This is a genomic window from Synechococcus sp. R6-10 (assembly GCF_047461815.1).
Taxonomy (GTDB): domain Bacteria; phylum Cyanobacteriota; class Cyanobacteriia; order Thermostichales; family Thermostichaceae; genus Thermostichus.
The window spans coordinates 1-18,104 of record NZ_JANSHW010000141.1 but is presented as its reverse complement, the minus strand read 5'-3'; the positions used below and the strand labels follow the sequence as shown (position 1 = coordinate 18,104).

Genomic DNA, 18,104 nt, shown 5'->3' with positions numbered 1-18,104 from the left:
AATCCGTACTGAACATATTATACATTATTTTCAGTATAGTTGAGCTTATTATTGACTAGAGTCATGCTCCAGCCTATTCCCAAGTTAGCCATCCAGGCGGCTAGGAAAACTCCATCCACTCCACCAACTGGTTACCCCCATAAGCAAGGGGAGTGTCGAACAAAAACATGCGGGTCAAGGACGTGACCGGTAAGATCCAAGCAGGGATCCCCAAATAAAGAAACGAAGTAGAAACCAACGTGCGACATCAAGTTTTGGGGTTAGGCATTGCGGGGCTGGCGGCAGCGCGACTGTTGCGGGCCCAGGGCTATGAAGTGCTGGTTTGGGATGAGCAAGATTCCCCTCTTCTCAGACAGCGGCAGGCTGAGCTCAATCAGGAAGGGATCCCGGTTCGGCTGGGGCAGCCTTTTCAACTGGCCGAAGGAGTGGAGCAGGTGGTGGTCAGTCCGGGCATTGCCTGGGATCACCCGCTGCTGCAGGAGGTGCGTCAACAGGGAATCCCGGTGGTGGGGGAGGCGGAGCTGGCCTGGATCTATCTTGACCACCTACCCTGGGTGGGGATCACCGGCACCAATGGCAAAAGCACCACCACAGCTCTGGTGGCGGAGATGTTCAAGGCGGCGGGGCTGCAAGGGATCCCCTGCGGCAACATCGGCCTGCCCCTGTCGCAGGTGGCTTTGGAAACGCTCCAGAGAACGCTAGAGCCGGACTGGATCGTGGCGGAGCTGAGCAGCTATCAGTTGGAAGCCAGCAGCCGCCTCATGAGCAGTACTCCTGGAGGGCCGCCGCGCATTGGGGTGTGGACCACCTTCACTCCCGATCACTTAGAACGGCACGGGACGCTGGAGCGCTATGCCAGCTTTAAGGCTCGCCTTTTGGATCGGGCCCAGTGGCGGGTGCTCAACGGCGAGGATCCCTACCTGTGCCGCCGCCGGCAGGACTGGGAAAAGACCTATTGGATCTCCCTTGCTGCCCCGCAACTCTGTTGCGATCAGGATCCCACCGCAACCGTTGACCTGCGGGAAAACCGCCTCTACATCCAGGGGGAGATGGTGGCGGAGCTGGAGGACTTTGCAGAACGCTGCCCTGGCCAACACAATCTGCAAAACCTGCTCTTGGCGGCAGCAGCAGCACGTCTGGCCGGGATCCCCAACGCTGCCATTCAAAAAGCCATCCGATCTTTTGCCGGCATGCCCCATCGGCTGGAGCGGGTGGCGCAAATCCAGGTGGGATCCACCCCTATCCGCTTTGTCAACGACAGCAAGGCCACCAACTACGAGGCCGGCTGGGTGGCGCTCAACGCCCTTTCCCCACCCATTATTCTGATTGCCGGAGGAAGGGCCAAGCAGGGGGATCCCAGTGCCTGGCTGCAGTTGATTCGGGCCAAGGTGGCCCGCGTGGTGCTGATGGGGGAGTCTGCCCCAGCCCTGGCGGAGGCCCTCCAGGGGATCCACTATACTGACGTTGAGCTGGTGCCAACCCTAGATGTAGCGGTGGAAAGAGCCTTTGCAGCGGCTTGTTCCCTTTCGCGTCAAGCTCAGAGCTTGGGGAAGCCCGCTCAACCCATCACCATTTTGCTGTCCCCCGCCTGTGCCAGTTTTGACCAGTACTCCAGCTTTGAACACCGTGGCAACCATTTCCGAGCCTGCTGCCAAGCCCTCCAGGGATCCCTGGAATGCTGAGGCTCGCTGGCTGCGCTGGCTCACCTTGATCTGGCTGGTGCTGGGGCTGCTGATGCTGTTTTCTGCTTCCTACCCGGTGGCTCAGCGGATCACCGGCGATGGCCTCTACTTTTTCAAGCGCCAATTGCTCTGGGCCGGGCTGGGTCTGGGCTGTTTCTGGGCTCTGGTGCAGATCCCGCTGCGGCGCTGGTTCCCCTGGGCCGGGATCCTCTGCTTGGTGGGAGTTGGCCTGGTGTGGGCCACCCAGGTGCCGGGGTTGGGGGTTTCCCGCCTGGAAGCCAGCCGCTGGCTGGATTTGAAGGTGATCCCTGTTATCCAGCCCTCGGAATTGCTCAAGCCCCTGTTGGTCTTGCAGGGATCCTGGATCTTTGGCCGCTGGTTTCACCATCCCCTCTGGTTCCGCGTCCTCTGGGCGGGCATCTTCGCCTTTGCGCTCTTGGGGATCCTCGCCCAGCCCAACCTGGGCACCACGGCCATCTGCGGCCTTACCCTCTGGGTCATGGCTTGGACTGCCGGGATCCCAGCTTTCACCCTTTTGGTTACAGCGGGGCTGGGGATTCTGGCGGCTGTGGTGAGCATTCTCAGCAAAGATTACCAACGACGGCGCATCTTGGCTTTTTTGGATCCCTGGGGTAACGCCCAAGGGGATGGCTACCAGCTGGTGCAAAGCCTGTTGGCCATTGGCTCCGGCGGCCTGTGGGGCAAGGGATATGGCCTCTCCCAGCAAAAGCTGTTCTACCTGCCCATCCAATACACCGACTTCATCTTCTCGGTGTATGCAGAAGAGTTTGGCTTGGCCGGATCCCTGTTCTTTCTGGGGTTGCTGACCTTCTACACTCTGCTGGGCTGGCGGGTGATGGGGCGCTGTCGGGAGTTGACCATTCGCTTAGTAGCCTGCGGCTGCCTGATGTTTCTGGTGGGGCAGTCGCTGATGAACATCGGCGTGGTCACCGGGGTTCTGCCCACCACAGGTGTGCCCCTGCCTTTGTTCAGTCATGGCGGCAGCTCTATTCTGGCAGGGCTGATCACAGCAGGATTGTTGGTGCGGGCAGCCCGCGAAGCAGGGTAAAGTAAGGCTGCATGTTGCCAACCCAGCAAAGGGATCCTTTCACGCAAGCAGCAAACCCAGAGGGCCAGGGATCCCTATTGGATTGGTTAGTCTCTGCTTTAGAGCGGCTTCTTATGCAGCAAAACCAAAGCTGAAGTTGAAACCGAGCCTAGATCCAGCCCATTTCATCCAAAACGAGGGTAGACACCGTCGCGCAACAGGCCACCAACAGCGACACATAAGCCGGCTGACCGTGGGCAATGCAAACACCGGCTGCCACCGAAGCGCCCGTAGCAGCGGAAAAGGTGCGACCTGCCCAATTGCCTTTGGAGGGTTTGTCAGAAGGATTGAATTTGTTAAACATTTTTACAGCAGAAAGAGGATACAAAAGGAATAAACTTCATTAGGAAACGGCCTCAGATTATCACCCCCCGACCTGACTCAAGAAGGATCCAAGGCCATTCTCAATATTTCTTCGCTTAGGCTTCAATCTTTCGTAAAATTGCGCTAAGATGCTCATAGTCACCCCGCAACAGACAGCTCAACTGCCGACCTGCCTGTAAAAGCCAGTTGCGATCCCGGTTCAGGATTCGGTAAGTTTGGCGAATCACGGCAGCCACCAGCTCATCGGTTGGGATCCCGTTGACCCGTAGCAGGGTGCGCAAAAACTCGAAAGAGCGGCAGAACTCCCTCACTTCCGTATCGGAGCAGAGATAAACCGGCTGGTGAATCTGGGGAGGGCGTGGCGGCAAGTACTGATAGACCCGTCCCCCGCTGACAAAGCCGACAATGGCCGCGCGAAAATCGGTGCGCAACATGGCAAAAATCTGGGGCTGTTGCTCCCGCAGCTCCTGAGGGGAGAGGCCCAAAGCCCTGGCGCGATGGACGGTGTCGATGGGGGCGATGGCGGCATAGCAAACCACCCCGTAGATTAGGTTGCCGGTCTCTTCGTCTTGGGAGCGCGTCCAACTGCCGAGAGCAGGCATGGGTGGGAAGGTCAGACGTTCCGGCTCGAAGCACTGGGCCACAAAGGTTGTGGTGTCGGCCTCCACCACTTCTCCAAAAGCAGAGGCTGGCTGGGGAGAGATGGCCTTGGCTCTCATCGCGATCTCAGGCTCCTCAAGGGTTGCTGCTGCAGAGGCCGGCGAAGGGAGGTGGAATTCAGACCCACAGACAAGTCAAGAGAAAATAGAATCTTTCTAGGTTTTAAGACTTGTGAAGATAGGGGCAATCCCCTCGCCCAACCTTTTACCCCTTCTGCAACATTTTTCCCATCCCCGGACGGCAACTCAGCAACTCAACGGCCTATGAGATCCTCATTGCTAAGAAAGTTAGCCGACTCTGGGGATCCCTGCGTAATATATTTTTTCACACGCTCCCGCGCAAATTCGCCATTCTAAATATTAGCCATTCTAAGTATTGAGCAGTTGGCGAGCGGAGGGAGAAACAATGAATGCTCAGCAACGCGGCCAAATCATCGCTTCTGAGTGGATGATCGACAGCCAAAACCCAGTACACTCCATTTCTCGGCTCAAGCGTCGGGCGACCTACTCCGATGTAACCCTCTGGTGGTTGGTGGTGCAACTCAACCTGATGGAACAAAACTCTATCCACACCGATCACCGATAGGATGGACGGCACAAGAACAATCGGCCACAAGAAAATCCCAGCCCAGGGATATCCCGGATCCTAAATCCAATCTTAAAACTTAAAAAAAACAAAAGAAGAGCTGAAAGTTGAGTCGGGTTGCACCTCGAACACCAGCTCTTCTGGACAGAGAAGAAGTAGATAGAGAAAGACCGAACAAAGGGAAGCCGAGCCCTCGACCCCCCTTTAATCCTCCAGAGGCAAAGCCGCCACCTGAGCCGATTGCACTGGCAAGGGGAAGAAAGGCCGCTGCACAATCTCAGTTGCCAACACACTGCGCAACTGGGCAGCTACCGCCACCGTTGTGACATCGTAGGTTTGGGTAGCCAGGCGCGGGTAGAAGCCAATGCCGAGGATCGGCAACAGCAGACAGAGGGCCACCGCCATTTCCCGCGGGCGCATATCCCCCAGGTAATCTTCCAAAACTAGGCCGGGATCCTGAGCCCCGTAGAACACCTGCCGCAGCATGGAGAGCAAGTAAATGGGCGTCAGAATGATGCCCACTGCCGCCAGCAGGGCAATTCCAGCTTTGAAGGTCGGCGCATAGGCATCGCTGGTGGTCAAGCCCAAGAACACCGTCAGCTCACCCACAAATCCACTCATCCCCGGCAGCGCCAAAGAGGCCAGGGATCCCGCCGTAAACAGGGCAAAAGCCTTCGGCATCTGCTTGGCCAACCCTCCCAACTTGTCGAGGGCAAGGGTGTGGGTGCGCTCGTAGGTGATCCCCGTCAGGAAGAACAGAACCGCGGCAATCAGACCGTGGGAGATCATTTGCAGCACTGCCCCATTGATGCCCAGCTCCGTAAAGGCGGAGATCCCGATCAACACAAAGCCCATGTGGGCAATGGACGAATAGGCCAAGCGCCGCTTGAGATGGTTCTGACCAAAGGCCGCCAACGCCCCGTAAATGATGTTCACCACACCCAACACCGCCAGCACAGGGGCGAAGTACACGTGGGCTTCCGACAACATGCCCACATTCATGCGGATCAGGCCATAGCCACCCATCTTGAGCAGAACTCCCGCCAAGATCATGGAAATGGGAGCAGAGGCTTCGCTGTGGGCATCCGGCAGCCAGGTGTGCAGCGGAAAAATCGGCAGCTTCACCCCAAAGGCGATCAGCAAAGCCGCATACACCAACAGCTCCAAGGCCACCGGGTAAGACTTAGCGCTCAGCTCTGCCATCTCCAGGCTAAAGCCCTCGCCATAGAAGGCCATTGCCAGGGATCCCACCAGGATAAAAATAGAGGCGGCAGCGGTGTAGAGGATGAACTTGGTGGCGGCGTACTGGCGCTTCGGCCCACCCCAGATGGAGATGAGCAGATAGACCGGCACCAGCTCAATCTCCCACATCAGGAAGAATAGAAGCATGTCCTGCGCCAGAAATACGCCCACCTGGGCACCGTACATCAGCAGCAGCAAGAAGAAAAACAAACGCGGCTTATGGGTGAGATTCCAAGCCGCCACAATCGACAGGGTTGTGATCAAACCCGACAGCAACACCAGCGGGAAGGAGAGGCCGTCCACCGCCAGCGACCAGTGGAACCCAATTTGGGGCACCCAGGCGTAGCGCTCCGCCAGTTGCAGAGAAAAGTCCTGCAGGTCATAGTGCCGCGCAAAGACATAGACCATCAGGCCCAAATCAAAAGCCCCCACAGCGAGGGCATACCAACGCACCCAACGGCTCTGGGGGATCAAGGGGATCCCAAAGGCTGCCAGCAGAGGCAAGAGCACCAGCACCGACAGCCAGGGAAACTCAAGAGAATTGCTCATGACCGGGAATAAATACTCATGCTCGATACCTCAATGATATGAAGCTGTGTAAACAAATGGGAAGCGATATTTACAAAAAAATCTGCGCAATAGCGCAGATCTCGAGAAGGTTTCTCCAATGCCAATCATCGAGGATCCTCAAGGGATCCGGCGCGATAGCGCTCCGTCGGGTGGATAGGCCGCCCGAGCTGGCCAGGGATCCTCCGGCCAAGCAAGATCTCGGCTCCTGAACTCCCCCGGTACCTGGGGGGGTCTACTCATCTTCGGCAAAGACAAAGCGGTGCAGCTCGTCCAGGGTTGGCTCTGGGCTTTCCAGAGCAAAAAGAACCGCGTCCTCAATCACGGCGCTGACCTCCGCGTGGATGGCTTGGAAGTCTGCCTCGGTCATTAGGTTGTGCTCCAGGGCATAGCGTTCCAGTTGCTTGATGGGATCCCGCTGCCGCCAGAACTCTTTTTCCTCAGGACTGCGCAGCTCGTCAGGGTCGGCCAGAGAATGGCCCCGGAAACGATAGGTGATGCACTCCAGCAAGGTGGGGCCTTCTCCGGCACGGGCGCGGGCGATGGCCTGTTGGGCGGCCTCTCGCACTGCTAGCACATCCATCCCATCCACCTGGTAGCCGGGCATGCCAAAAGCCGGGCCTTTGCGGTAAATATCGGTGTCGGAAGTGGCGCGTTCATGGGCCATGCCAATAGCCCAGAAGTTATTTTCCACCACATAGACGATGGGCAACTTCCAGAGGGCGGCCATGTTGAGGCACTCGTAAAACTGGCCGTTGTTGCAGGCTCCATCCCCAAAGAAGCAGGCGGTTACCTGGTCAGTGCCCCGGTATTTGGCAGAAAAAGCAGCCCCCGTCGCCACTGGGATCCCTTCGGCCACAAAGGCATAGCCCCCCAAGAAATTGTGCTCCGCCGAGAAGAGGTGCATGGAACCACCCCGACCCTTGCTGCAGCCGGTGGCCTTGCCGAACAACTCTGCCATGACCGCCCGCGGCGGGATCCCGGTGCTGAGGGCATGCACATGATCGCGGTAGGTGCTGCACACGTAGTCGGTGGGCTTGAGCGCCTTGATCACCCCCGTAGAGACGGCCTCTTGGCCGTTGTACAGATGCACAAAGCCGAACATCTTGCCCTTGTAGTACATTTCGGCGCACTTGTCTTCAAACAGACGGCCCAGCACCATGTCTTCATAAAGAAGACGAGCCTCTTCGGCAGAAATGCGAGCAGTTGTGGAGCGCGAAGTAAGTTCTTGAACCATGCTGCGGTGCAACGAATCAGAGGTATCTTAGGCGGTCAGCAGTGAGCTTTGCGGTTTGCCCATTATCTCATGCTCCAGTCTGTCTGCCACCTTACCTGGAAATCCCATCCTGCAGGGCCGAAAGCGGTTGTTTCGAGGCCAAGGGAGTTAAACTGAAAGGCTAGGGCAAGAGGCGTTTCCATTGCAGCAGCCGCATCAGGACTCCGTCCCGCAAACGCGAATCTTGAACACCAGAGGGGGGGTTTCTTCTGCTCTCGGCTTGGACGTCGATCTGCTGGAGCCGGGGGCAAGAGGTATTTGGCCAGCCAACGTGACGGGGTGCGCCCATGGGAGCCCGTTGGGTTAGCGGTTTTGCGGCGGTGTTGTTTGCGTTGGCGGTCACCCTGCTAGGGGGCTGGTATTTTACTGCAGCCATTGGGCTAATCATTTTTTTGGCCCAGTTGGAGTTTTTTCGCTTGGTGCAAGCCAAAGGCAATGCGCCGGCCATGCGCACCACCATGTTTTCCAGCCAGGTGCTGGTGATTTTGCAGCAGGTGAGGCCGGAGTGGACCAGCCCTGCCTTTATCGTGGCGGGATCGATCATCTGTTTTTATTTGCTCTTTAAGCCCAAGGTGGCCACCATTGCCGATATTGCCACCTCGATTTTGGGGTTGTTCTACTGTGCGTTGCTGCCCAGCTTCTGGATTCGGGTCAGGGCCTTGTCTTTTGCGCAAGGGCTGGGCGAAGGGCTATGGATTACGCTGTTGGCCATTGGCTGCGTGATCGCCGCAGATGTAGGGGCCTACCTGTGTGGTCGGGCCTTTGGGCGCACCAAGCTCTCCATCCTCAGCCCGAAAAAGACGGTGGAAGGGGCGGTAGCCGGGATTGCCGCCAGCATGACCCTTGCGGTGGTTGGAGCCTATTACCTGGGCTGGCCGTGGAGCTGGTTGAGTGGGGGCATTCTGGGGTTTTTGATTGGGTTAACCAGCCTGCTGGGAGATCTCACAGAATCTCTGATGAAACGGGATGCAGGGGTGAAAGATTCCGGGGATCTGATCCCAGGCCACGGCGGCATCTTGGATCGGGGAGATAGCTATGTGTTCACCGCGCCACTGGTGTTTTACTTCATGGAATGGCTCAACGCTTACTCTGGGCTCTAGAGCCATCTCGTAAGCCTGCCAAAACCCAAGAACGCACACCAGCTACGGGTGCAGGGGATCCTCAATTCAAAATGGCTTGGCAGTCGGGACTCTCTAAAAACACCTCTCGCGAAATGGAGTCTCCGAAGTATCCCAGAGGCGTGACCACTATTCTTGGCTGCTTCAGGCGAAACTCAGTCTCGTCGTAAACCACCAGTTGGCTGATACCGAAAATGGGATCTGCCGCCACCTGGAGAATACGGGCCTTCCGCTGGATAACTTGGGGGGTCTCTACCTCCAGTTCAGAAGGGGTCAGGGGGCGATCCAAACCGAAGAATAGCCGTCCACTTCGACCCACATAAATCTCCTCTGAGTCATCGAACTTCTCTGTACCCACAAAGCAAAAGCTATAGGTGGTGTATGGGATGAAATACAGGCCTACCAACTGGGATTGGCTATTAGACTGAGAGGGGGTTCGCTCGAAGTACGAAAGCAACAAATCTGCTAACAACTGGGGCGCGGATTGGTTATCAGACTGAGAGTAGGTGTAGGAACCCAAACTCAAGCAAGCCTCAAAACCTACCAAAGAGCCTAGATGAGATACCCCCTGACAAATCAGGATGTCACCATCTAAGCTCTCCTGGTCCTGTTGCGCCAAGGCAGGGATCCCAGGGGATAGAGCCATCAGAGCCATCAGGACCGTTGCCGTCAATGATCTGGACATAACGCAGTACCCAAACGCTGAGGATGGCAGTACCCTAGCTCGGAATCCCTCTCTAGCTGTGTGATCGGGGTCAAGACCGATGGGCCGCCCTATCCCGAAGAGCAGAGAGCTAGACTGCTACTCTATAAGGTGATCCGTCCTTCTCAGCCGTTGGCCTATCCTCCCTATGACTGCTGCAATTTCCTCCGCCAACCTGCCCAGCCAGTACAACCCCTTCGAGACCGAGCCGAAGTGGCAGCGCTTTTGGGAGGAGAAGGGCTTTTACGTGGCGGATCCCAAGGCGCCGGGAGAGGCCTTTAGCATGGTGCTGCCCCCGCCCAATGTGACGGGCAACCTGCACATGGGCCATGCTTTTGCCTTTACCCTGCCGGATGTGGTGACGCGCTACAAGCGGATGCGCGGCTACAACGTGCTCTGGCTCCCCGGCACGGATCATGCCAGCATCGCCGTGCACACCATCCTGGAAAACCAACTGCGCCAAGAGGGCAAGACCCGCTTCGATCTGGGCCGCGAGGCTTTTCTGGAGCGAGCTTGGGCTTGGAAGGAGCAGTCGCAGGGAGCTATCAAGAGCCAATTGCGGCGGCTGGGTCTCTCGCTGGACTGGACGCGGGATCGCTTTACCCTCGACGAGGGGCTGAGCCGGGCGGTAACCGAGGCGTTTGTGCGGCTATACGAGGCGGGGTTGATTTACCGGGGCGAGTATTTGGTGAACTGGTGCCCGGCCACCCAGTCGGCGGTGTCAGACATTGAGCTAGACGACAAAGAGGTCAAGGGCCACCTCTGGCATTTCCGCTATCCCTTGGCCGAGGATCCCGGCCAGTATCTGGTGGTGGCCACTACCCGGCCCGAGACCATGCTGGGGGATACGGCGGTGGCGGTGAACCCCCAAGACGAGCGCTATTGCCATCTCATCGGCCAGTTCATTCGCCTGCCCATTAAAAATCGCCTCATCCCCATCATTGCGGATGAGTATGTGGATCCCTCCTTTGGCTCCGGGTGTGTGAAAATTACCCCGGCCCACGACCCCAACGACTTTGAAATCGGCAAACGGCACCAATTGCCCTTCATCAACATCCTCAACAAAGACGGCACCCTCAACGAAAACGGGGATCCTTTCACCGGCCTAGATCGCTTTGTGGCCCGAGAAAAGGTGGTGCAGTGGTTTGCCGAACATGGCCTGCTGGAGAAGGTGGAGGACTACACCCACACCGTTCCCCACAGCGACCGGGGCGGCGTGCCCATCGAGCCTCTGCTTTCCATTCAGTGGTTTTGCGATGTCTCGGGGATGGGGGCCCGCTGCTTAGAAGAAGAATACCAACGGAATAGCCCCCGCTTTATCCCCGAGCGCTGGGCCAAGGTTTACACCGGCTGGCTGGAAAAGCTACGCCCCTGGTGCATTTCTCGGCAATTGTGGTGGGGCCACCAGATCCCAGCTTGGTACCCGGTGATCGACGGCCAGATCCCTGAGGATCCCCAAGCTTTTGTGGTGGCCCGCAACGGCGAGGAAGCGCTGCTCAAGGCCCGGGAAAAGTTTGGCCCAGAAGTCGAGCGGGTGGAACAGGATCCGGATGTGTTGGATACCTGGTTTAGCTCTGCCCTGTGGCCCTTTTCAACCCTGGGTTGGCCAGAAGAAACCGAGGACTTCAAGCGCTACTATCCCAACTCCCTGATGTCCACGGGGTTTGACATCATTTTCTTCTGGGTGGCCCGCATGACGATGATGGGATCCCAATTTACCGGCCAGATCCCCTTCAAAGATGTGTACATCAATGGCCTGGTGCGGGATGAGCACGGGGCGAAAATGTCCAAAACCAAGGGAAATGGCATCGATCCCCTGGAGCTGCTGGACAAATACGGCACCGACGCCCTGCGCTATGCCCTGGTCAAAGAGGTGGTGGGGGCAGGGCAGGATATCCGCCTGGCCTACGACCGCAAGACGGGGGAGAGCGCCAGCGTAGAGGCCGCCCGCAACTTTGCCAATAAGATCTGGAACGCCTCCCGCTTTGTGTTGATGAACTTGGAGGGGCAAACCCCTGCCCAACTGGGATCCCCTGCCCCCGAAGCGCTGGAGCTGGCCGATCGCTGGATCCTGTCGCGGCTGCACTCCACGGCCACCCAAGTTATCGCCGAGCTGGAAGCCTATGGCCTGGGCGAGGGGGCGCGCCTGCTCTACTCTCTCATTTGGGATGACTTTTGCGACTGGTACATCGAGCTGGTCAAGCCCCGGCTGCGGGGAGAAGACCTGGCTTCCAAACGCGCAGCGCAGCAGGTGCTGGCCACCGTTTTGGAAACCATTCTCAAGCTGCTGCACCCCTGGATGCCCCACATCACCGAGGAGATCTGGCAGCTGCTCACCCAGGCCAACCAAACCACCTCTATCTCCGTGCAGCCCTATCCCACCCCAGATCCCAGTTGGATCGACCCTCAACTGGAGCGGGAGTTTGGCTTGGTGATCCAAACCATTACCAGCCTGCGCAACCTGCGGGCAGAAACCGGCCTCAAGCCCCATCAGACCATCAGGGCCCTTTTGCTCACTACCGATCCCGCCGAGCAGCGGATCCTGACGGCTGCCCAAGCTTATATCCGGGATCTGGTTAAGGCCGAGGCTTTGGAGATTACGGGATCCCTGGCCACGGAGCCCAAACAGGTGGCGGCTGCAGTGGTGGGCACGGTGCAGGTGCTGATGCCCTTGGCGGGATTGGTGGATGTGGAAGCGCTGCGGGCCAAGCTGCAAAAAGACCTGGCCAAGCTGGAAAAAGAGGCCCAAGGGATCCGCGCCCGCTTGGAGAACCCCAATTTTCTCAACCGGGCCAACCCTGAGGTGGTGCAAGCCAGTCAGGAACAACTGGCAGAGCTGGAAGCCCAGATGAGGTTACTGGGATCCAGGCTGGAGAAGCTGGGCTGAGATGGCATCAGCGCAGGCAGAGCGGCGGGGTGATGAAGGCAATCTTCCCAGGATTTGGAAAAATCGGAGTGGCGAGCCCCTACTTCTGTGCTAGGATAGGGGAGGAGATCGTTGTCGGTTGTAGTGCTCGTTTCTTCTGGTCTTGACGGATTTTCACGTTTTGTATTGGCAGACGGCTCTCCGAACATCTCACCCTTTGTTACTCTCTCTTTCGGAGATCGTCTATGTCGATTTATGTTGGCAACCTTTCCTTTAAGGTGACAGAAGCGGATTTGACCGCTGTTTTTGCTGAGTACGGTTCTGTGAAGCGGGTGCAAATCCCCACTGACCGCGAGACAGGCCGCATTCGGGGCTTCGGGTTTGTGGAAATGAGCTCTGAAGCAGAGGAGCAAGCCGCCATTGCTGCGCTGGATGGGGCGGAATGGATGGGGCGCGACCTCAAGGTGAACAAAGCTCGCCCGCGAGAAGAACGCCCCACCTCAGGTTTCCGCTCTGGTAACGCGAACAGTGGCGGCGAGCGGCGGCGGAGTTTTCAATCTCGCTATTGAAACGCCTGCTGAGGCTTCCCGGTAGCTGGCCAGGGGGCACCTAGGCGCGAGCCGGTCTTGGGCTACGATTCCGGGATCCAGCTGTTTCTCTAGCCTGCTTCCATTGTTCCAACAGGGGAGTTGATGAGGGATCCCGATCAACTCCTCTTACTCTTAAGATTCTTCCTTAGATTCTTCCTTGCTCCCTGAGAGAGGAAAATAAAACGCTTGGCTTGGGTTACGGCGAGTTCGGGGATCCCTCTGGCCAAGGATCTGTCAGGTCGGCGGTCAAGGGGTCCCAGTCCCATCCCCAATCGCGGGCAATGGCCTGAGTAATCCCCAGTTGCCCGTGGCCAGGGTAGCGGGCCAGGGCTACCACCAGATCAACAAGCTGCTCACCGGCAGGGATCCGGCCAAAGATGTGCAGCCCATCGCGAATCTGGGATTCTTTTAGCTCGCAAAGATAGCCATCCAGGCGATTCCAATCTTCTTCTTTTTCCAGGTTGAACTGTTGGTCTAGATGCTCTGCTCGAACCAGCTCCTGAATCTGGGCGCGAATCAGGGGACAACGACTGGGATCCAACTGTTGGGCCTGCACGTACTCATCCATCAGCCGTTCCAAATCCGCCAGGGGGCCGTACAGCTCGGCGCGGGTAAGGGGCGGGGTGAGGTGGTCGATAATCACTGCCTGGGCTCGCCGCTTGGCCTGGGATCCCTCTCCTGGGTCGTTGACGATGAAGGGGTAGAAGTGGGGCATTGGCCCCAGAGCAACCTCCGGGTAGCAGATGGCGGAAAGAGCGGATCCCTTGCCGGGCAGCCATTCCAAGTTGCCGTGCTTGCCCACATGCACCACCGCTTGAACGGCGAAGACCTGCCGCAGCCACAGGTAAAAAGCCAGGTACTCATGGGGGGGCACCAGATCCGGGGCATGGTAGTTCAAGGACGGATCCCGGTCATAGCCTCGCGGGGGCTGAATGCCTACAAACACCTGCCCTAACTGCAGTCCCACCACGGGAATATCTCGAGAGGGCGGATCCCCCCACTGCCGGACGAGGTCGGTCTGGATGGGCTCAGGCAAGCGGGCAAACCACTCTCGATAAAGGGCAGCAGAAAGCCATTGGCGAGCGGGGCGCAGGGATCCCAAGGGGTCGTAGGTCTGGCCTTCGGTTAGCCAATGGATGAGTTCATCTCCAGTCTGGGGCAGGGGATCTACTGAGTAGCCAGCTCCCGCCAAAGCTTTGAGAATTTCCACACAACTGGCAGGGGTATCCAGACCCACCCCATTGGCCAGTCGCCCGTCCCGACTGGGGTAGTTGGCCAGGATCAAAGCCAGTCGCCGCTGGGAAGGGGGGGTACGCCGCAATTTCACCCAGTTGGCCGCCAAATCGGCTACAAACTCCACCCGATCCGGCACAGCCACGTAGGCCACCACCTCCGTTTGCAAGTGGGGATCCCGCTGTTGAACCGCCTTGAAGGAAACGGCGCGGCTGATGATGCGCCCATCCACCTCCGGCAAAGCCACATTCATGGCCAGATCCCGCGCTCCCAATCCCCGCGTGGAGTCCTCCCAGCTCTGGCGGGATCCGCTGCTAAGGATTACCTGCAAAACGGGCACATCCAACTCCTGCCACAGCCTCACGTCGGGCTGGTGGCTGTCCAACCGCGCCAGCGAAAAACTGGTGGTGTTGAGCAACAGGTCAATCTGGCCGCCGAAGTGATCCCGAATGGCCTGGGGCAAGTCGGGATCTTGAAGGCTGTAGGTGTAAAGGCACAGAGGCTGCAGCCCCCGCTCCACCAAGGCTTTTGCCAATTGATCCACCGGCTCTGTATTCCCCGCCAGAACATGGGCCCGGTAGAGTAAGATCCCCACCTTGGGAGCTTGGGGATCCGTCGGCGAGGCTACGGGAGGTTGGTAGATCCCAAGACGAGGCAACCCTTGTGGATCCGGCGCCGAATATTGGCCCCCTAGGAACTCCCCAGCCAGCAACAGCAGACAGGCAGCCACATTCTCCGCTCCCCCCTCCAGCCAGTACCGCCACACCCGATCCGCCACCGCCAGGGGCACAGTGGAATGGCTCACCAAATCCCAGTCGGGGCGATCGTCCCCAGGAATGACGATCAGGGTGGATCCCTCCTCGGCGGCCACCTGCTTGGCTACCTCCAGGCCATAGCTCCAGTAGGCCCTTCCCCCCAACAGGCGAAGGAGCACCACCTGCGCCCGCCGCAGCACCCTCTCGGCATAGTCATCCAGGCTTAGGGGCTGTTGCAACTGCAACAAATTGGCCGCCCGCACCGCCGGAAAATCGCCGGGCAACAGGCGCAGGGCTGCGCTCAAGGCCGTGAGATCCGTATCGGCTGCCGAAAGGATAACGATGGGAGCGGGATCCTGCTCCAAGAAAATGACGCCGGATTGGGAAGGATCCCATCCCCCTGGCAAAGCAGCTATTCGGTGCATGGCCGCTCTCCCAAGGGAAGGAAGCTCAGGCTTAGCGACTGTACTTGAAGCACAGAAGCACCCCAGCTCCCAGCGCTCAACTGGTCAGGAAGGGCTCCCGTAGTGGTTCCCGCTACCCAAGCATTGCCCTGTCCAAAGTGCTCCGCACCGCTGGCGCGAAAGTGCTCCGCACCGCTGGCGCGATCGACAGCAATAGAGTCAGCCACCTCATTCGCAGGAGTTCCGAACTGGCGAGCCCACTCGATTGAATGCGAACCGTAGGCTCTCAGAAGAATTGAACTGGCAAAAAAAGTTAAAGCACTTGCGAAAACTACCCTGCCCACCCTTTTTTTCATATCCTTCAAGTCCCCCCTTGCCGACTAGGGCAGCACCGCCTAGAGCCTAGCATGGGGCAGCTTTCTGCTGGCTACTGGGGTGTTGAGCTGCCGCAGAGGGATCCCGCCCTGGCAAAGCCTCAGCCTAACGAGCGTATTTGAGTACCAAGACATCTTTCATGCCCGCAAGGACTCCGTCCCGCTGACGCGAAAGGACTCCGTCCCGCTGACGCGATCGGGGTTGGTCAGGAAAGGCTCCCCGAGTTACCCCCGCCACCCAAAGATTTCCCCTTCTATCCGAAGCAAGAGAACCGATCCATTGACATTCTCTCCCGCCTAAAGGCGAGGGATTCTTTCCCGGTTTGTGAAACGACTTTCACTTGCCGGGCTACATTGGGCGTGAGGCCAATACCTCAACCCAATGGGGGATGCCATCACCCCAACTACTGGGACATCGAACTGCCCCAGATACTTCCGTCTCAAATTCACTGCACCCACACCGTCGCGGTGAAACCTAAAGCCATAGGCTCGGCAATGATACTCCCTACCACTGGGCTTGTGGAGCATGTTGCAGCGCGGGCACTTCTGCGAGGTGTACCGCTCCTCTTGCAACACCACCCGCATCCCCAACTGCTCTGCCTTGTAGGTGAGCATCCGCCGCACCTGTCCCGACAGCATTTGGTGGATTTTCTGGTTGGCTGCCTTGTTGTACTGGGCCGACCGCCGGATATCCCGGATGTCCCCAATCACAACCGTCTGCACGCCTCTTGCTTGGAGCGTGGAGACCAACCTGGTCGTCTGCTTGTGGAGAATGTCCGCCATCTGCTTTGCCAGCCTAGCTAACTGACGCTGCTTAGAACGAACTAACCGCTTCCACCGCCGTGAGTCTCTCTTCTTGCGAGCCATTAGCCTGGAGAGCTTGCCCTTCAGCTTGTTCTGGTAACGCCTTTGGGAACGCAGCAACCGCCCGTTGGCTATGAAAGTTTCCTTCCCATCGTGGGCAACGGCCAGATGCACTTCTCCCAAATCCACCCCTGCCACTTCCCCGGCCTTTGGTGTTTCCTCTTCTTTCCTCTCCGCCTGCCGTTTGCTGGGGTCGTAGCAGGCCCGCAGCTCGTACTGCTTGCCGTCCCAGCCGATTTCTACTTGGACTGGAGTCTCCCACGCCCAAGAAATGACCACAGGCGGGTTGGTCTTGCCGTTGGAAAGAACTAACTTCCCACCCCGAACCCTAATGGCAGAGGACTTCCAGATGACCTTGAAGTAGCGCCGCCGTCTTTTGGGGGGCTTGGCGGTGGGGTCGCTGTTGCGGCGGCTGCGCCAGGATTTCAGGGCAGCACAGAAGCTCTGCACTACGGCGTCAGCACTGTGGGCATGGAGCTCATTTTCTGGGCTGTTGGGGAACCAGCGCATTAAGCTTGCGGGTTTCAACCACAAACCTTTTTTACGGACTACCCGCCAAAAGGAAACGAGGGTTTGGGAATACAGCTGGCCTGCTGCCAAAGCCAACTGGTGCAACTGTGGGGAAGTTCCTAACTTGAGCCTGCGGACGCGATACACTTACTTTCACCGGTGCCCCAACTAAGACAGACTATAGCGCTCTGCGCCGCCGCAGGCGTCCGCGAAAGCGTCACGTAGCGATGAAGTAAAAGCTGCCCTTAAGGGCAGGGCTTGCAACCCAGTTTTCTTGGTCAGGGGTTCTAAACTGGTGGCTCCAGAGTTCATTGCCGATGGCATCGTAAAGGCGCACAAAGGCATCGCTAGGCAACTGACCCGGTCTGCTCGGGAAGAGTTCCACTCGCCGCAGGCACCCAAAAGAGCTGAGCTGGCAAAAGCCAGCCCTAAAGAGACGACTCTCTCCAGCGGTCGCTCCCTGTTCATATGCCCACGGCACCCTGACGGGAAAGGACTCCGTCCCGCTACCGCGTTCGCGTTAGCGTCGCGTAGCGACAACGGCGCTTCTTGACAAGGGGGCACCGCCTAGAAGTTAGCACGGGATAACTGACGGGATAACTGACGGGATAACTGTTGGATGATTCTCCAACGGCAGGACTGTCCTCTGGCTGGGAACCTTCCTTTAGGCGACTTGGGGTACGGGCTCAGGGTTGGGCAGCAGGCCAGCTAGGCGCGGGGAAAAACGCAGTGCTGCCTGCACAAAGGCTTGAAACAGACGGAAGTGCTCGGCTTCTTCAAAGGTGAACTCGGGGTGCCACTGCACGGCAACAGCCCAGGGGTGGGTTTCGTGTTCAATGGCCTCGATCAGCTCATCTCGAGAACGGGCAGCCAAACGCCAACCTGAGGGCACATCGCGGATGGCCTGATGGTGCCAAGAGACCACAGAGATTTCTTCTGCGCCGACGATTTGGTGTAGCCGTGTGGAGCGGATCAGGCTGACATTGTGGCGAATGGGCTTGCGATCAGCGGGGTTGAAGTGATCCAGCTCGTCGTACACATCAGGCACATGGGGGATCAGCTTGCCGCCACTGACCACATTTAACAATTGCATCCCCCGGCAAATGCCTAAAACAGGGATCCCCTGGGCCAGCACGGCCTGAGCCAAGGCCACCTCAAATCGATCCCGCTCCGCGTTCACATAGCGCACCTGGGGATGTTGCGGATCCTCTCCATAGGTGCTGGGGCAGAGGTCGCCGCCACC

The 18,104-nt window shown here is 58.2% G+C and carries 14 protein-coding genes; 6 read left to right on the top strand and 8 right to left on the bottom strand.

Annotated elements, in window-relative coordinates; genetic code table 11:
* Positions 1-239 precede the first annotated feature (239 nt).
* A complete protein-coding gene (gene murD, locus NW837_RS04625; protein ID WP_414329463.1) occupies positions 240-1,682 on the top strand; it encodes a UDP-N-acetylmuramoyl-L-alanine--D-glutamate ligase in 1,443 nt (480 codons plus the stop codon).
* Positions 1,627-2,751 (top strand): FtsW/RodA/SpoVE family cell cycle protein, encoded by a 1,125-nt coding sequence (locus tag NW837_RS04620; RefSeq protein WP_414329462.1) that lies wholly within the window; start codon positions 1,627-1,629, stop codon positions 2,749-2,751. Before murD ends, NW837_RS04620 begins: the two co-directional genes overlap by 56 nt.
* 148 nt (positions 2,752-2,899) lie before the next feature.
* Here NW837_RS04620 and NW837_RS04615 read toward each other — a convergent pair whose 3' ends face one another.
* Both NW837_RS04615 and NW837_RS04610 read right to left on the bottom strand, forming a co-directional pair.
* Positions 2,900-3,094 carry a hypothetical protein gene (locus NW837_RS04615; protein WP_414329461.1) on the bottom strand — a complete coding sequence of 65 codons (195 nt, stop codon included), beginning with the start codon at positions 3,092-3,094 and terminating at the stop codon, positions 2,900-2,902.
* A gap of 115 nt (positions 3,095-3,209) precedes the next feature.
* The gene (locus tag NW837_RS04610) at positions 3,210-3,833 is read right to left on the bottom strand and encodes a hypothetical protein (protein WP_414329460.1); all 624 of its coding nucleotides are present in this window, start codon (positions 3,831-3,833) and stop codon (positions 3,210-3,212) included.
* 346 nt (positions 3,834-4,179) lie between these two features.
* Here NW837_RS04610 and NW837_RS04605 point away from each other — a divergent pair, with 346 nt between their 5' ends.
* Complete coding sequence (locus tag NW837_RS04605; RefSeq protein ID WP_011431964.1) at positions 4,180-4,359, top strand: hypothetical protein; 180 nt, start codon at positions 4,180-4,182, stop codon at positions 4,357-4,359.
* A gap of 204 nt (positions 4,360-4,563) precedes the next feature.
* Here NW837_RS04605 and NW837_RS04600 read toward each other — a convergent pair whose 3' ends face one another.
* Entirely contained in the window at positions 4,564-6,150 is a 1,587-nt protein-coding gene (locus NW837_RS04600; protein WP_414329459.1) for an NAD(P)H-quinone oxidoreductase subunit 4, read from the bottom strand.
* Between the two features lie 253 nt (positions 6,151-6,403).
* Complete coding sequence (gene pdhA / locus NW837_RS04595) at positions 6,404-7,405, bottom strand: pyruvate dehydrogenase (acetyl-transferring) E1 component subunit alpha (RefSeq protein ID WP_414329458.1); 1,002 nt, start codon at positions 7,403-7,405, stop codon at positions 6,404-6,406.
* Positions 7,406-7,731: 326 nt separating this feature from the next.
* On the opposite strand from pdhA, the gene NW837_RS04590 reads away from it, so the two are divergent.
* Entirely contained in the window at positions 7,732-8,544 is an 813-nt protein-coding gene (locus tag NW837_RS04590) for a phosphatidate cytidylyltransferase (protein WP_414329457.1), read from the top strand.
* A gap of 61 nt (positions 8,545-8,605) precedes the next feature.
* Here the strand turns inward: NW837_RS04590 and NW837_RS04585 are convergent, their stop codons facing one another.
* Positions 8,606-9,022: a hypothetical protein gene (locus NW837_RS04585; RefSeq protein WP_414329456.1), complete on the bottom strand. Its 417-nt coding sequence runs from the start codon at positions 9,020-9,022 to the stop codon at positions 8,606-8,608.
* Between the two features lie 391 nt (positions 9,023-9,413).
* On the opposite strand from NW837_RS04585, the gene NW837_RS04580 reads away from it, so the two are divergent.
* Both NW837_RS04580 and NW837_RS04575 read left to right on the top strand, forming a co-directional pair.
* Positions 9,414-12,152: a valine--tRNA ligase gene (locus NW837_RS04580; protein WP_414329455.1), complete on the top strand. Its 2,739-nt coding sequence runs from the start codon at positions 9,414-9,416 to the stop codon at positions 12,150-12,152.
* A gap of 224 nt (positions 12,153-12,376) precedes the next feature.
* The gene (locus NW837_RS04575; protein ID WP_011431969.1) at positions 12,377-12,700 is read left to right on the top strand and encodes an RNA recognition motif domain-containing protein; all 324 of its coding nucleotides are present in this window, start codon (positions 12,377-12,379) and stop codon (positions 12,698-12,700) included.
* 217 nt (positions 12,701-12,917) lie between these two features.
* Here NW837_RS04575 and cobN read toward each other — a convergent pair whose 3' ends face one another.
* The 3 genes from cobN to NW837_RS04560 form a co-directional block, all read right to left on the bottom strand.
* Complete coding sequence (cobN, locus tag NW837_RS04570; RefSeq protein ID WP_414329454.1) at positions 12,918-15,134, bottom strand: cobaltochelatase subunit CobN; 2,217 nt, start codon at positions 15,132-15,134, stop codon at positions 12,918-12,920.
* Positions 15,135-15,784: 650 nt separating this feature from the next.
* A complete protein-coding gene (locus NW837_RS04565) occupies positions 15,785-16,879 on the bottom strand; it encodes an RNA-guided endonuclease InsQ/TnpB family protein (protein WP_414329453.1) in 1,095 nt (364 codons plus the stop codon).
* A gap of 646 nt (positions 16,880-17,525) precedes the next feature.
* Positions 17,526-18,104: gamma-glutamyl-gamma-aminobutyrate hydrolase family protein (locus NW837_RS04560; protein WP_414329452.1), on the bottom strand; the 579-nt coding region annotated here is incomplete at its 5' end.